The sequence below is a fragment of the Maribacter sp. 1_2014MBL_MicDiv genome (assembly GCF_001865655.1).
Lineage (GTDB): Bacteria > Bacteroidota > Bacteroidia > Flavobacteriales > Flavobacteriaceae > Maribacter > Maribacter dokdonensis.
Genome location: NZ_CP011318.1, coordinates 1,474,739 through 1,490,032 on the forward strand (window position 1 = coordinate 1,474,739; position 15,294 = coordinate 1,490,032).

General features: G+C 37.2%; 11 protein-coding genes. 4 read left to right on the top strand and 7 right to left on the bottom strand.

Annotated features, from left to right (window positions below; all coding sequences use genetic code 11):
* Positions 1-4: 4 nt before the first annotated feature.
* The 3 genes from YQ22_RS06070 (at position 5) to YQ22_RS06080 (ending at position 2,939) form a co-directional block, all read left to right on the top strand.
* The gene (locus tag YQ22_RS06070; RefSeq protein WP_071340464.1) at positions 5-1,117 is read left to right on the top strand and encodes a D-TA family PLP-dependent enzyme; all 1,113 of its coding nucleotides are present in this window, start codon (positions 5-7) and stop codon (positions 1,115-1,117) included.
* Between the two features lie 2 nt (positions 1,118-1,119).
* Positions 1,120-2,184: a dipeptidase gene (locus tag YQ22_RS06075; protein ID WP_071340465.1), complete on the top strand. Its 1,065-nt coding sequence runs from the start codon at positions 1,120-1,122 to the stop codon at positions 2,182-2,184.
* A 107-nt stretch (positions 2,185-2,291) separates the two neighbouring features.
* Positions 2,292-2,939 (top strand): hypothetical protein, encoded by a 648-nt coding sequence (locus YQ22_RS06080; protein ID WP_071340466.1) that lies wholly within the window; start codon positions 2,292-2,294, stop codon positions 2,937-2,939.
* A gap of 31 nt (positions 2,940-2,970) precedes the next feature.
* Here YQ22_RS06080 and YQ22_RS06085 read toward each other — a convergent pair whose 3' ends face one another.
* Genes YQ22_RS06085 through YQ22_RS06100 form a run of 4 tightly spaced genes read right to left on the bottom strand, consistent with a single transcriptional unit; the run spans position 2,971 to position 10,859 of the window.
* Entirely contained in the window at positions 2,971-6,609 is a 3,639-nt protein-coding gene (locus YQ22_RS06085; protein WP_071340467.1) for an ABC transporter permease/M1 family aminopeptidase, read from the bottom strand.
* Positions 6,610-6,641: 32 nt separating this feature from the next.
* Positions 6,642-7,529, bottom strand: a complete 888-nt coding sequence (locus YQ22_RS06090) for an ABC transporter ATP-binding protein (protein ID WP_071340468.1) — start codon at positions 7,527-7,529, stop codon at positions 6,642-6,644.
* 57 nt (positions 7,530-7,586) lie between these two features.
* Positions 7,587-9,767 (bottom strand): acylase, encoded by a 2,181-nt coding sequence (locus tag YQ22_RS06095; RefSeq protein WP_071340469.1) that lies wholly within the window; start codon positions 9,765-9,767, stop codon positions 7,587-7,589.
* Positions 9,768-9,815: 48 nt separating this feature from the next.
* Complete coding sequence (locus tag YQ22_RS06100) at positions 9,816-10,859, bottom strand: TPM domain-containing protein (RefSeq protein WP_071340470.1); 1,044 nt, start codon at positions 10,857-10,859, stop codon at positions 9,816-9,818.
* A gap of 169 nt (positions 10,860-11,028) precedes the next feature.
* On the opposite strand from YQ22_RS06100, the gene YQ22_RS06105 reads away from it, so the two are divergent.
* Complete coding sequence (locus YQ22_RS06105) at positions 11,029-12,768, top strand: ABC transporter ATP-binding protein (RefSeq protein WP_071340471.1); 1,740 nt, start codon at positions 11,029-11,031, stop codon at positions 12,766-12,768.
* A 560-nt stretch (positions 12,769-13,328) separates the two neighbouring features.
* Here the strand turns inward: YQ22_RS06105 and YQ22_RS06115 are convergent.
* The 3 genes from YQ22_RS06115 to YQ22_RS06125 all read right to left on the bottom strand — a co-directional run bounded on the left by YQ22_RS06115 (position 13,329) and on the right by YQ22_RS06125 (position 15,293).
* Entirely contained in the window at positions 13,329-13,661 is a 333-nt protein-coding gene (locus YQ22_RS06115) for a 2Fe-2S iron-sulfur cluster-binding protein (RefSeq protein WP_071340473.1), read from the bottom strand.
* Positions 13,662-13,922: 261 nt separating this feature from the next.
* On the bottom strand, positions 13,923-14,981 hold the full coding sequence (locus YQ22_RS06120; RefSeq protein ID WP_071340474.1) for an NAD(P)/FAD-dependent oxidoreductase: 1,059 nt from the start codon (positions 14,979-14,981) through the stop codon (positions 13,923-13,925).
* Between the two features lie 72 nt (positions 14,982-15,053).
* Positions 15,054-15,293 carry a NifU family protein gene (locus YQ22_RS06125; protein WP_058104966.1) on the bottom strand — a complete coding sequence of 80 codons (240 nt, stop codon included), beginning with the start codon at positions 15,291-15,293 and terminating at the stop codon, positions 15,054-15,056.
* Position 15,294 lies beyond the last annotated feature (1 nt).

The window sequence follows — 15,294 nt, forward strand, 5'->3', positions numbered from 1 at the left end:
AGATATGGAAGACAACAATTGGTATTCATTGACCCATCCGGAAGACGTAATTTCTCCGTCCCTATTGATCTATCCCAATAGAATTCAACATAATATTGAATTAATGATTTCTATGAGGGGCGATGTAAATCTCTTGCGTCCGCATGTAAAAACATACAAAAACGCCAATATCATTGTTATGCAAATGGATGCCGGTATTCAAAAATTTAAATGCGCTACCATTGCAGAAGCCGAATTACTTGGTAATTGCAAGGCAAAAGATGTACTGTTGGCCATGCAACCGATAGGCCCTAATACCAAACGTTTTGTTGAACTTATAAAAGCATACGGCAATACCAAGTTTTCCACTCTTGTTGACAACTCTAAATCTTTACAACTTTTAGGTGACCTTGCTAAAGCCAACAACATTAAAATCCCGCTGTGGATAGATATTAATAACGGAATGAACAGAACGGGTATAGCTCCTGATCAAAAGGCATTGGCCCTGTATCGAGAGCTAAGCGAACATGAGCATTTAATCGCCGAAGGCTTACATGTATATGATGGTCATTTACGCCATACAGATCCCACTATTCGTGAGGCAGAATGCAATACTGCATTTGAACCTGTATTGAGCTTAAAAGCCAACATTGAGAAACTTGACATACCAAGTCCCAAAATAGTGGCCGGTGGCTCACCGACTTTTCCCTTTCACTGTAAACGAGATGGCGTGGAGGCCAGCCCAGGCACTACTTTACTTTGGGATGCCGGTTATGGCAGTCTCTTTCCCGAGATGCATTTTTTACCGGCAGCTGTACTAATGACACGTATTCTAAGTAAACCAACTACGGGAATTCTTTGTTTTGACCTTGGTCATAAATCCTTAGCGCCTGAAATGCCTTTCCCCAGAATAGCATTTTTAGACCTAAAGCACAGTAAGCAAATTAGTCAGTCAGAAGAGCATTTGGTCGTTGAGTATGACGACCTTACCATACCTGAGGTAGGGGATGTGCATTACGCAGTTCCTAAACATATTTGCCCTACCGTAGCCAAATACGATACCCTTACGGTTGTTAAGGATAATATAGTTATAGATCATTGGCCGGTAACTGCAAGAACCCAAAAATCTACGATATAAGTATGTTCATTTTCGATGCCCATTTAGACTTGTCCATGAACGCCATGGAGTGGAACCGTGACCTTACCCGGTCTGTTGAAGATATCAGAAAAGGTGAGCAAGGCATGACCGATAAACCAGATAGAGGTAACAATACAGTATCGTTAGATGCCATGCGAAAAGGTAATATCGGGCTCTGCATGGCAACGCAAATTGCCCGTTATGTCCATAAAGACAATGCATTACCGGGATGGAAGTCACCTCAACAGGCTTGGGCCCAAACACAAGGGCAGTTGGCATGGTACAAAAGCATGGAAGATGCTAAAGAAATGGTTCAAATCACCAACAAAACTCAACTTGATGCTCACCTAGAACTTTGGAAAACCGATAAAGAAAAGAAACCTATTGGGTATTTATTAAGTTTAGAAGGTGCAGATTCTATCATAGACGTTTCATACCTACAACGTTCATATGATCAAGGGTTACGTGCCATTGGACCTGCACATTACGGTCCTGGCACATACGCACATGGTACCAACTCAACTGGTGGTATTGGTGCCAAGGGAAGAAATTTATTAAAGGAAATTCAACATTTAGGAATAATCTTAGATGTAACCCATTTATGTGATATCAGTTTTTGGGAAACCATGGTAAATTATGACGGCCCTCTTTGGGCCAGCCATAATAATTGCAGGGCCCTAGTTAACCACCATAGGCAGTTTACAGATGAACAAATCAAGGAAATTATAGCGCGTAAAGGTATTATAGGTGTTGTGCTTGATGCTTGGATGATGGTTCCAAATTGGGAAAGAGGGGTTTCTACACCGCAATCTGCAGGCGTAAGTCTACAGCAAATGCTCGATAATATTGACCATATTTGTCAACTTGCAGGTAATGCCAATCATGTAGGTATAGGTTCTGACCTAGATGGCGGATTTGGAAAAGAACAAGGTCCTGCCGATGTAGATACCATTGCAGATTTGCAAAAATGTGTTCATTTATTGGAAAACAGAGGTTATTCACCTCAAGACATTGAGAAAATAATGAACGGAAATTTTATTTCGTTCTTAAGGGAAAATTTGAAATAGAATAGTTCGTTTATCGAAAAAACACTATCCTATACTTATTTTAACGTCGCCTTAAGTGCCCATGGCAGGGTATTTGTTATCTTTATTTCACCCAATGTAAAGATTAGATGAGAAACCTTTATTATCTTTTTATTGTTTTGTTCTCCCTTTCCATGGCACAGGTTTCTGCACAAACAGATTTACCTACTGCCAAACCATTGAAAATTGAGAAAGCAAACCCTATAAATTCTAGTGGAACCGCTAGCCCCGTTCTTAAAATGCCCTCATTGATCAAAGAACAGCCAAGTCTAGACATGAACAGCAAGAACCCTGTAAAAATGTTACCCGATGAAGAATTGGTACAAGCAGGAACCGGTATGAAAATTGACCCAAAAGTAGCTCCTGGAGAACGCTTAAATGGATCTGGTCAATATTTTCCTGATCAATATCTTGGGGATGTAAAAAGTAGCGGAAAATTTATTGGTATTGTTTGCAGAGACCATGAATATGTAGATGGAGACCGTGTTAAGATTTATATGAACGATATGGTCGTGGAACAAAACCTGCTATTAACCGGAGCGTTCAAAGGAATCAATGTAGACTTACAAGATGGTTTTAACCGTTTAGATTTTGAAGCACTTAACCATGGATCATCTGCCCCAAATACTGCTCAAGTAGATGTGTATAACGATAAAGGGGAATTGATCTACTCTAACAAATGGTTGTTATCTTCTGGTTCCAAGGCTACTTTAATCGTTACCAAAGAATCAATGTAAAGTGCTTTAAAGTATTATTTTGTTTTTTCTATTATTCCATTTCTTCCAGACTAATTAAATTATCATCGGGAATTCTATCAATCATTTTATTATACGGGTCTATACCAGCTTTAAACGGTTTTTTACTGGTGATAAACGTAAAAGTACTCGTACCAGGCTTAATCCATTTTTTCTCTAGAATAAGTGGAACTTTTTTTGTTTTACCGTTTATAATGGTGTCATTTTGAAATACTGCAATATCCAATAAATTTGGTTGATCAGGAGCTCCTAAATCTTTACCGTTACCGTCATAATAGTTCTTTTCACTTTCTACGGTAAGCTTAATTTCATAGGAATCATTATCTAATTTTTTAAACGTTGCTTCATTGACCTTATTTGTATATAAGGTAATTTTTTCAAAGCTATCCTCTAAAAAATACTGTAAAGAATCTGGAGTAACCTCTTTGATATAGCCGTACCATTCGTTTGACGTAGCAAAAGGTGCATGAGGTCTAAATGCCGCACTATCTATAAACTTCTTAAACCCTAAATTGAGCTGATTTTCACCTATGTAATCTTGTAAAGCATATAAAACAGATCCCCCTTTTCTATACCAAACATAGGCTTGAGTGTCATTGTCCAATAAGGTTTTTTCAAATTTATTTTCACCGGCACGACCTCGCAAATAACTATCCAATTCTCTTTTCAAAAAATCTTGCATTGCATCTACGCCATATTCTTTTTTCATGACCATAAGCGATGAATATTCTGCCATAGATTCTGAAATTTGATTAGCTCCACGTGTGGCAGAGGGTGTAATTTGATGACCCCACCATTGGTGTGCTACTTCATGAGATGTAACCATATAAGCATAATCCAAATCTTCCGGATCACTAAAATCTCCGGTCCATCCAAAACTTTCGGCATAGGGTACCGTATTTGGAAAAGACTGGGCAAAAGACTGGTATCTTGGAAATTCAATTATTCGCATCTGACGATATTGATAAGGTCCGTAATTTTCTGAGAAATAGTCTAAAGAATGGCGAACAGCTTTTGCGAATCGTTTAACATTATAAGGGTGATCTGGATGATGAAATATCTCAATTACAACTTTTTCCCCATTTTTACCTGTCCAATCTTCTTTGTAAATATCATAGCGTGCAGAGGAAACATTAAAAAAATAATCCATTTCGCCTTCCATTTTATAATGGTAATATTTTCTGCCATTTTCTTCCCATTCTTTTTGCAAATAACCGGGCATTATGGCAATCTGGTCAGGAGCCGTACTCACAGTACCTTCGAAAGTTACGTAGTCTGCATCATCATTGAATAATAAATTCCGTAATCCCCATTTATCATTTTGAGGAGGAGCCGTATATTCCTTTACCGGCAAATCGTATTCTTTTCTATACTTATCGCTTGTAAGCTCGTATTGTAAATTATAGCCGAAAGTCGGAAAAAAATCATTGTTCAAAAATGTACCGTTATAGACAATATCCGACCCAGAACCCTCATTTGGGAAACCCTTATAACCACGTTTTATCGCAAGATTCATGACCAAGGTATCACCAGGCATCATTGTATTTGGTAATTTATAAAGTTTATAATTGGATTTGCTATATACTTTACCCTCTTTTAAGTCAATATCACCGACAGAAAACCTTAATAATTCAGTATGCAGCAATTGATTATCGCCCCAGTTTAAGTGTAACGAATCTATAGGTGTTTCTCCTTTATTCACCATAGTGAATGTACCGGACATTGTTGCGTATCTTTCTTCAGGAACTAAATCTACCTCTACCTTTACGTCCGTAAATTTTGGTTGATTTATGTAGTTGTATTTACTAATATCTTTCTCATAATTGGCAGCTAATTCCCTTCCTTGTTTTACTGTTCTATAAGAATTTAATTCACTAACATTATAATGAACATACCATCCTGCACCAGCACAAACCAGTACCCCAGCAATCATAGCCGCCTTCTCCTTTATGCCAAAACGGTGTCTTGCCTCTTTCCATCTGGCCTTTATCCCAGAATCAGTTCCTCTTTTCCAAAACAATAATCCAACTATCGCCAACACAAAACCAAAACCTAACCAATATAAACGAAACCAATTTTGTCCGGATAAGAAATGGCCGAATCCATTCATATCTGAAATGGTATAGCCCGGTGCATAACCATACAAATACATATTATAATCAATATCCGCCAGACTACTAATGGCAAATAACGCTGCCCAGATAGCTATGGTAATAACATGACCTAAAAACTTTTTGGCAATTACGGCATGTACAAAGAAAGCTAACATAACATAAGAAATATATTTGGGAAATTCTATTAAGTAGAGGTCGGTAAAATACATATCAAACTGAAAATTGTAGTACCCCTGTAATATTTGATTTAGCAATCCACTTACTAAAATCATATTTACCAATACAAAACAAATAAAAACCAAGGCCAGAAACTTAGAACCGTAAACTACCCAATTAGGCAATGGTAGGGCACCGTATATTTGATCGTATTTTACACTACGCTCCCTATGTAAAACCTCACCTGTCATAAAAACAATAAGTATAAAAATGAGTACTACATAGTTATAATCTTTAATCTCTAACATATAGTAGGTCATGGGCAACATTGGTGTACCGTAGGTTGGGTTACCAAACCATCCATCAAAAAACAGGAATCCAACGGCCGCAATTAAAATAGCCTTAAAAAATAAATCCTTAGTTATATTTCTAAATTCCATCCATGCCAAATTACCTAGCATTTTTACATTATGAGACCTACTAAAAACCTGAGAAACTACCGGTATTTTTGTTAGAACTGCAGCTGATGAACCATCTACCTCACCAGCCACTTTCTTTTTAGAACCTAGCTTCTTAGTTAAAAATCGTTGAAAATCAAATCTAAAAACTGTAAACAAACAGATTAAAAGACCTATGCCTACCCATAATATTCTATTCCACATTACAGTATCCTTAAAAGGTACCGTTAAGGTATTTTGCTCTTCTGGAGTCCAGTATTGTATAGTATTATTCAATGCTCCAAAGCCAAAAGGATCTAATAAACTTACCAACTCCTTATTTTCGATATCCTGAGTAAGCGTTAGGGTCACTAAATAAACAATGAACAATATTGCACCACCGGCATAAGCTAACATAATACGTTTGGTCAAAGCAACCAAGGCAAAGAAAATACAACCTGAAAAGAAAAAATTAGACCAATAAAAAACCAGAGAAGGCTGTAAATAGTGCCAGAAATTAAAATCAGCATAACGCCCTGCCGGTTCAAAACCTGCATAAGGACCTATGGCGTAACCAATTATGAAGCCCAAAATTAACCCTAAACTTACTAAAAACAGTGTTAGCATTGACCCCGCAAACCTACCCAAAACATATCCTTTCTCACTTATAGGATAACTAAATAAATAATTTTGTGTACCATGTTCTATATCTCGATAAATTGGAACGCCCATAATGGCACTGGCCAACATAATTCCGAAAATACTAACGATATTTAAAGTTGAAGCTATATTTGTTGGTGCATTTAAAAACACTTTCTCCGACCCCCCTTCGAAACCTCCAATGGAAATAATCATTCCATATAAAAAAAGTATTCCAAAATAGGCCCAAGTTGCAGGCCGTTTTAAACGATAATTTAATTCAAATAAGAATATTTCAGTAAACATGATAGTTGGCTTTAGGTGGATGGAAAGAAAATCTATACGGTAACAGCGTTTAATCTAGCTGTAATTTCTGTGAAATAAACATCCTCCAAATTCGCGGGGCTTGTTTCAAAAGTTTCATCCGGCCTCATTTCACTATAAACATGGATAATAGTTCTACCTGCTTTTAAATGAGTTGAAATAACCTGGTGTTCCGCTTTATAGGCATCAAGATCTTTTTTATCAATCATTTTTTTCCAGATTTTACCTTGTATCCTAGAAGTTATCTCTGTCGGGTTGCCTTGAGCCACAACCTCGCCAAGACAAATAATTGCCATGTTCTTACACAAATTAGCCACGTCTTCAACTATATGGGTTGAAAGAATTATAATGGTATTTTCTCCAATTTCACTCAACAAATTATGAAAACGCACACGTTCCGCTGGATCTAAACCGGCAGTAGGTTCATCCACTATTATTAATTTAGGAGATCCAATTAAAGCTTGAGCGATACCAAAACGCTGTTTCATTCCACCAGAATATGTACCCAAACTCTTGTTACGTACATGCCAAAGATTGGTTTTGTTTAAAAGTGCTTCTACTAAATCTTTGCGTTCTCCCTTATTTGAAACACCTTTCAATGAAGCTATATGATCCAACATTTTATAAGAAGTCACCTTTGGGTACACCCCAAACTCTTGTGGTAAATAACCCAAAACTTCCCTAACCCTGTCCGTATCATTTAAAATATCTATATCTCCCATGGTAATACTCCCAGAATCTGGTTGTTGCAGCGTAGCCATGGTACGCATTAGAGAAGATTTACCGGCACCATTTGGTCCTAAAAGACCAAACATACCTTGTGGAATTGTTAAAGTAATATTCTTTAAAGCATGTACTCCATTAGAATACGTTTTACTCAGGTTTTCAATTTTTAGCTCCATGTACAGTTAGGTATTTAGTGTCAATTTTATTAACACACTGATTATTACCTAAATATACTAATTTCTTTCACCGGGCCTGTAAGTTTCTTCTGCTCTTTTTAAAACATCTTTCCTATAAAAAGGTACTTCTTTCCAATCTACATTTCTATACCTCTCAATTTGGTCATTAAAATATGGAGAATCAGGATCACCACTTTGCCCACCTGCCAAAATACTTTTGGCCTTAACGGTTTCACCAAATTCAACCACTGCTGCAAAACTGTTGCCCCTTGTACCGTATATCTTTTTTGCGCCTTCGGTGGTGTATCGCGCACCGTATGCAGCCAAGGCTCCCCACCTACCGGAAGCAAACCCTATTGGAATACTTGGTTTCGCATCATCAAAATGCTGCACGATATCTCCTGTAGTTCGCTGATATCTATTTACTTCTCCCCATGGCATTTTCCATGTACCAAAATCTGACTCAATTTGGTTGATCACTTCTTCAAAAATGGGCAATACGGCTTCTGTGTTGTTCCCAAAATAAATCATGCGCTCCATATCACTTATTCCTTTTGGTTGGTCTGCGTGTTTGCCTATTGCGGTACCATAAAAATGTGCCAATGTCATGGCTACTTGATCTTCTCCCGTTGTATAGTCCCATTCCTCAAGCATCTTAATCGGCTCTTTTAATTTCGGATTCTTATCGTTATGAGAATTATAAGCTTTTACCAAGCCAGGTAACAAAGCTTTGAATGCTGGTAAATATGGGTCATGCGCTAAGCGGATAAGACTATCAATGGTGTACCCTTTTCTGTCTTTCAATAATTCTATGGCATGAACGCCTCTAAAGTTCTCTTGATCTCTAGACATGTAATACGGGTAGTCTTCTTTCTTTGGACTAAATTCTAGAGCTGATGTAAACGGAGTAGAATTACAATTCTGGATCCATCCGTTTTCTGGGTTTACTACTAAAATATTTTCATCTACCGTATGCAAACCTTGCCAATCTGTTTTCGGGTTGCTACCATCTACCGGTTTTGTATAATTAAATTGAACATCTCTTTTTGGCACGTAATTACCATGAAAATAAGCGATGTTCCCTTCCGCATCTGCATACACCGTATTGTTACTTGAATTGGTACGAATATCCATCATTTCACGGAAACCTTTGTACCCGTTTTGTTTTGTGCGGATAAATGACTGCTCTAATGCTTTCACCGGTTCCCACATCATGGCAGATGCTGTCCATTGCCCATCGGCAACATGGGTTATAGGTCCGTGATGGGTTCTGTACCCGGGAAATTTCTTTTCTTTTAACTTTTTGCCATCCAAATATTTTAATACAATTTCAGACGATTCTACAGGTCTTAACTCTTCACCATATTGATAAAATAAATCATCATCGTTCTTAACTATTGTCTCCTTAAATTCATCCATAACATCGGTATAGGTTGATGTATGCATCCATCCGGTATTTTCATTAAATCCTTGATACACAAAAAACTGACCCCAAGTTACCGCACCATAGGCATTTAATCCTTCTTCGGAAACTACATGAACTTCTCCCCTAAAATAAAACGAGGTATGCGGATTGATCAATAACAGCGGATTACCAGATTGGGTCAATGTACCTGAAATAGCTATTCCGTTAGAACCTTGTGGCTCTTCGGCTTCTTTTTCTTTTTCTAATTGCAATAATTCCATTTCTGGTAGTTCCATATCACTTTCATAAAAAGCAGCGATTTTCTTTGTTGAAATTCGCTCTATATCCCCGCCTATTGAACCTTCACTAAAATACATGGGCATCCAAGGTTCAAAATGTGTCAACAATCTTGGTTTTACCTCGGGGTGGGTGTATAGGTAATAGTTTATACCATTAGCAAAGGCATCACATAATTCTTTTAACCAAGCAGGACTCTTTTCATAATTGGCTTTTGCCTCCTCCTCGGTCATGAATAGCTTAGCACGTAAATCGCTATACAATGCTTCTTCACCCTCTACTTCTGCCAATCTACCAGTTGCCCAAATATAGTTTTGCTCAACACGGTTAAAATCATCTTCGCATTGGGCGTATAATAATCCGAATACCGCATTGGCATCGGTTTTACCATAAATATGGGGTACACCAAAATCATCCCTAATGATTTCTACATTAGCCGCTTGTGCTTCCCATTTTTCAACGTCGGGATTGTTGGATTTTTCAACTTTACAGGATACAGCCAAAACAAAAATCAACAAATAGATTAGTTTATTCATATGGAATATTTAAGTGAATTTTTAGGGTATATAAATGTACTCGATTTTTTACCAACTTCCGCTTGCGCCACCGCCGCCAGAACTACCGCCTCCTCCAGAAAAAGAACTACCACCACTTGATGAGCTACTGCCCGAACCAAAAGAGTGTGTGCCTGATGATGAGAAAGTTTTTCTGTAATACGTTTTATCATTATTGATCCAGGATATATTCAAATCTTCTTCGCCCGTTAGTCGTATTTTAATAAAAGCAATGATAGCAGCTATACCAAAAAACGGCAGTAATAGCCATAGTAAAATTTTAGGCTGATCAAAAATTCGCATGGCAAGATCTTGGTCGGACGTATAAATACTATACCCAATAAAAATGGGCACAACCATAAATACCATACCGAAAATTGTAGATATAGACCCGCCTATCAGCATAAAAAAGCCAGGTAACACTCCTAGCTTACCTAAAAATATCCCTCTAAAAACCTCAATGATATTTCTGTAACTTCTAAGAAAGAAAAACCCACCTACACCAATAAATATTGATAGAAAAACTCCAAGGAATATATTCAAGTAAAGCTTTTCCCTGTCATTTTCATCGTCAATTTCTTGTTTAAATTCATCTAACGCCTCAGGATTATTTAAAAATTCGATAAGCTGATCTACAGATTCGTTAATACCAGTAAAATACTCCTCTTCCCTAAAATTAGGTATCATCGTATTTCTAATAATTCTTGAAGCTACGGCATCGGTAATATAAGGTTCCAATCCGTAACCCACCTCAATTCTAACTTCCCTGTCCAACTCTGAAAATAGAATCAATAGTCCGTTGTCCTTTCCTTCTTGACCAATACCGTTCTGCACAAAGAGACCGTTGGCGTAAGATTCTATAGTATCAAAACCCAACTCTTCTATGGTTACCACTACCAATTGATTAGTAGTGGCGTCTTCAAAAGCAACCAAACGCTGATTTAAAGTAGCCTCTTGAGCTGAAGTAAAAATGTTGGCACTATCGGTTACAAAATCACGCAACTCATAATATTGCTCTTGCGCATTACCATAAAAAGTTACTAAAAGAAATAGAAGAATAATTTTTTTAAACATCGTTGGTGGTCTGTGTAATCAAATATAAAAACCTTTATTGAGACCTAACCATACTATCAAAACCTATTCTAGATTCGGTTAAACTTTAGAATTGAAGTAACTTGCAGATCATTATCGGTCGGTCTGGACTACGCTCGACCAGACATTAAAAACCAAACAATTTATCTCCATGGCAGAAAAAAAAGTAAGTATACTAACCGCCTTCAAAACAATTATATGGCCTCGCAGAAAACTGGTTTTGTTGGGTTTATTGCTTATCGTAATCAGTAAAGCTGCTAGTTTTGTGGCTCCGGTATCTCTACGTTATTTTTTAGATGATATCATCCCTAATAAAAACTATGACTTATTAAAAATATTGGTTGCCGTTGTTATTTTTGCATTTTTGGTACAAGCGGTCATGTCTTTCCTACTCACCAAAGTACTTAGCATTCAGGCACAATACATGATTTCCGAACTTCGTGCACAGGTACAAAAGCAAGTACTTTCATTACCTATTCGATTTTTTGATAACACCAAATCCGGCTCATTAGTTTCTAGAATCATGAGCGATGTGGAAGGGGTTAGAAATTTAATTGGCACCGGACTTGTACAACTTGTTGGTGGTACCATTACGGCTGTGGTGTCTCTTGTACTTTTATTAAGAATTAGCCCAATAATGACCTTATTGACTTTTGTACCCTTAATACTATTTGCATTCATTGCTCTTAAGGCATTTAAAATTATAAGACCTGTTTTTAGGGAACGCGGTAAAATTAATGCCGAAGTAAAAGGAAGACTAACGGAAACTCTTGGTGGAATTCGTGTTATTAAAGGCTTTAACGCAGAGGTACAAGAAAGTAAGGTTTTTGAAGAAGGGGTCGACAAATTATACCAAAATGTAAAAAAGAGTTTAACGGCTACCGCTTTTATGACCAGTGCTTCTACCTTTTTATTGGGATTGGCCACTACAGGAATTATGATGGGGTATGGTGGATACCAAATGATGCAGGGCGAATTGACTACGGGCGAGTATTTTGAGTTTACTTTTCTTCTTGCCCTAATGGTAGCGCCCATTGTACAAATGAGCAATATTGGAAGCCAGCTGACCGAAGCTTTGGCCGGTTTAGATCGTACCGAAGAATTGATGAACAAGGTTTCAGAGTCTGACGAAAAAGACCGAACTATTGTGCTTTCTCAATTAAAAGGAGATATGGCTTTTAAGGACGTAAGCTTTGCGTACGAGGAAGATAAAGATGTCTTGCACAACATTAGCTTTGAAGCTAAATCTGGTGATGTTATTGCCCTTGTAGGTAGTTCTGGATCCGGAAAATCTACCATTGCAGGTTTAGCGGCCAGTTTTTTAAACCCTGACTCCGGTGAAATTACCATTGATGGCACGGACCTTTCAAAAGTTGACCTAACCAGTTTTAGACAATTTTTAGGCGTGGTTTTACAGGATGATTTTCTATTTGAGGGCACTATTAGAGAGAACATTCTTTTCCCTAGACCAAATGCTTCTGAAGAGGAATTACAAGCAGCTATCAAAGCAGCGTACGTAGATGAATTTACAGATAGATTTGAAGATGGATTGAATACCGTTATAGGGGAACGTGGCGTAAAATTATCTGGTGGTCAACGCCAGCGTATTGCCATTGCCAGAGCTGTATTGGCAAATCCAAGAATCTTGATTTTAGATGAAGCCACCTCTAACCTCGATACGGAAAGCGAAGCTTTAATTCAAAAGAGTTTGGCTGAACTAACGAAAGGAAGAACCACTTTTGTCATTGCGCACCGTTTAAGCACTATCAGAAAAGCAAATCAGATTTTAGTGATTGAAAACGGACGTATTGCTGAGCAGGGAACCCATGAAGAGCTGATTGCCAAAGAAGGCAGATACCATAATCTGTTTACGTATCAGGCTAGGATATAGATTGGTTGTTGGTTGTTGGTTGTTGGTTGTTGGTTGTTGGTTGTTGGAAAATATGTCAACTCGAATGAAATTTCGAAGTATTTGAAAATTTGTATCAATATCTAATCCAATACAGGTATAGTTATTAATAACCAAAAAATAAATAGCCCACAGCTTAATCCCAAACCATTAATAATAAGAAGCAATACACTTCTATTAAACTTTTTCTTGAATACCATTAAAGCTGTAATCAACAAAAGATTTATTAAAAGAGAAATATGGAGTATAGAAAATCCGTAAAACATTGAATTTTCCATATTTTTTATCGTAATTACAGTATAAGGAACAAAATAAAAGTTTAGTAAAATAATTAAAATAGAAACGAGCCTATTTACTGTTGTCATCTAATAAAAGGGTTAAATATAACTTCTGTCTTATCTATTAATTCCTGCCTATTTATAGAATATTTGGTGTCGAATCCCTAATCAAATAAAAGCGACTTTCAAATAATTAATCCAACACTAATCACTTCAAAATAAGTTTTGTACATATTTTTTCAACACATATAACCCCTAAAATAACTATACATCCTCTGGAGCCAACTCTACTTTGAGTCCGTCCATGTCCTCAGAGATATGCAATTGACAGCCTAAACGTGAATTATCCTTAACATTAAAAGCTTCGGACAGCATAGCTTCTTCGTCATCGCTCATTTCCGGCAATTCGTGGTCAGATTCCACATAACACTGACAAGATGCACACATTGCCATACCTCCACAAATACCTATGGTTCCTTCTGGCGCCAGTTCATACGAACGTACGACCTCCATAAGGTTCATATTCATGTCTGTTGGGGCATCAATTTCATGAGATACTCCGTCACGGTCTATTATTGTAATTTTTATATCGGTCATTAATAGGATTTAGTAGTTAGGGTTTAGTGATCTAGTTTAGTTTATACACTGAATTAGTACGTAAAGTATTCTAGTAATTTCATTTAACTTTTCAATTAACTCAACTGTTTTTCTTATAAAGAATTGACGCTTCAAGTTTAAAGATTTTTTAGAAACTAAAACTTCTAAATCTTGTGATTTTTACCACACCTTCAAATCTTCAAAACGCTGTATCGTCATTTCACAAAATCACTTTTACACTATTTCACTAGTTCACTTACTTTATTCAATCTTCTTCACCACCGCTTTAGGCGCTTCTTTTTTTGTTCCATCAAATCCACTTACTCCACCTACGGTAGTGTATTTCATTACATACTTCTTATCTGGATGAATTTTTTGAAAGGCGCTTTGGCACATTAGCGTTGCTTCATGAAAACCACATAGAATCAGTTTTAGTTTACCAGGATAGGTATTGACATCTCCAATGGCGTATATACCCGGAATATTGGTTTGGTAATCAAAGGTATCCACCTTTATGGCATTTTTTTCAATCTCCAATCCCCAATCTCCAATAGGTCCTAATTTGGGTGATAGCCCGAATAAAGGAATAAAATCATCGACCTCCAAAACAAGTTCTTCCTTAGCATCGGATATTTTTCTGATTAGAACAGATTGTAGTTTATCATCCCCATTTAAGGCAATAATTTCAGCGGGAGTAATCAGATTAAGCTTGCCTTGATTCTTCAGTTCCTGAACCTTTTCTACAGAATCCAAAGCACCCCTAAACTCATTTCTTCTGTGTACCAATGTGACCTGAGCAGCTACATCTGCCAAAAAGATACTCCAGTCCAATGCCGAGTCTCCACCACCTGCAATAACCACTTTCTTATCACGATACACTTCTGGATCTTTGATCATGTAAGCAACACCGTTATCTTCAAATTTTGCTAAATTATCCAACAAAGGTTTTCTAGGTTCAAAACTTCCTAATCCCCCTGCAATGGCTATAACCGGGGCATTATGCTTTGTTCCCTTATTGGTAGTAACCACAAAACTACCATCTTCTAACTTTTCAATAGTTTCGGCACGTTCGCCCAAAGTAAAACCAGGTTGAAAAGATTTGATCTGCTCCATTAGATTATCCACCAAATCGCCCGCCAAAACTTCTGGAAAGCCCGGAATATCATAAATGGGTTTTTTTGGATAAATCTCTGCACACTGACCACCAGCCTGTGGCAAGGCATCTATCAAATGGCACTTAAGTTTTAGGAGTCCGGCTTCAAAAACGGCAAAAAGACCCGTAGGTCCCGCGCCAATTATTAATATATCGGTCTTAATCATTACTAAGATGGTTTGTAATATTTCTCAAAATTATCATTCTATTGTTTTAAATATCATGACAATTATCAAGATCTAAGCTTCTATATTAATTACATTTTGAATTTGTGGTGCGTATTTCTTAATGGTCATTTCTACACCGCTCTTTAAGGTCATTTGATTGACACTGCAACCAACACAAGCACCTTCTAAACGCACTGTAACCGTTTCTTCTTCAATAGAAATAAGACTAATGTCCCCACCATCGCTCTGTAAGAAAGGTCTAATTTCTTCCAATGCTTTTTCCACATTCACTTTTAGCTCTGTTGCAGTCATA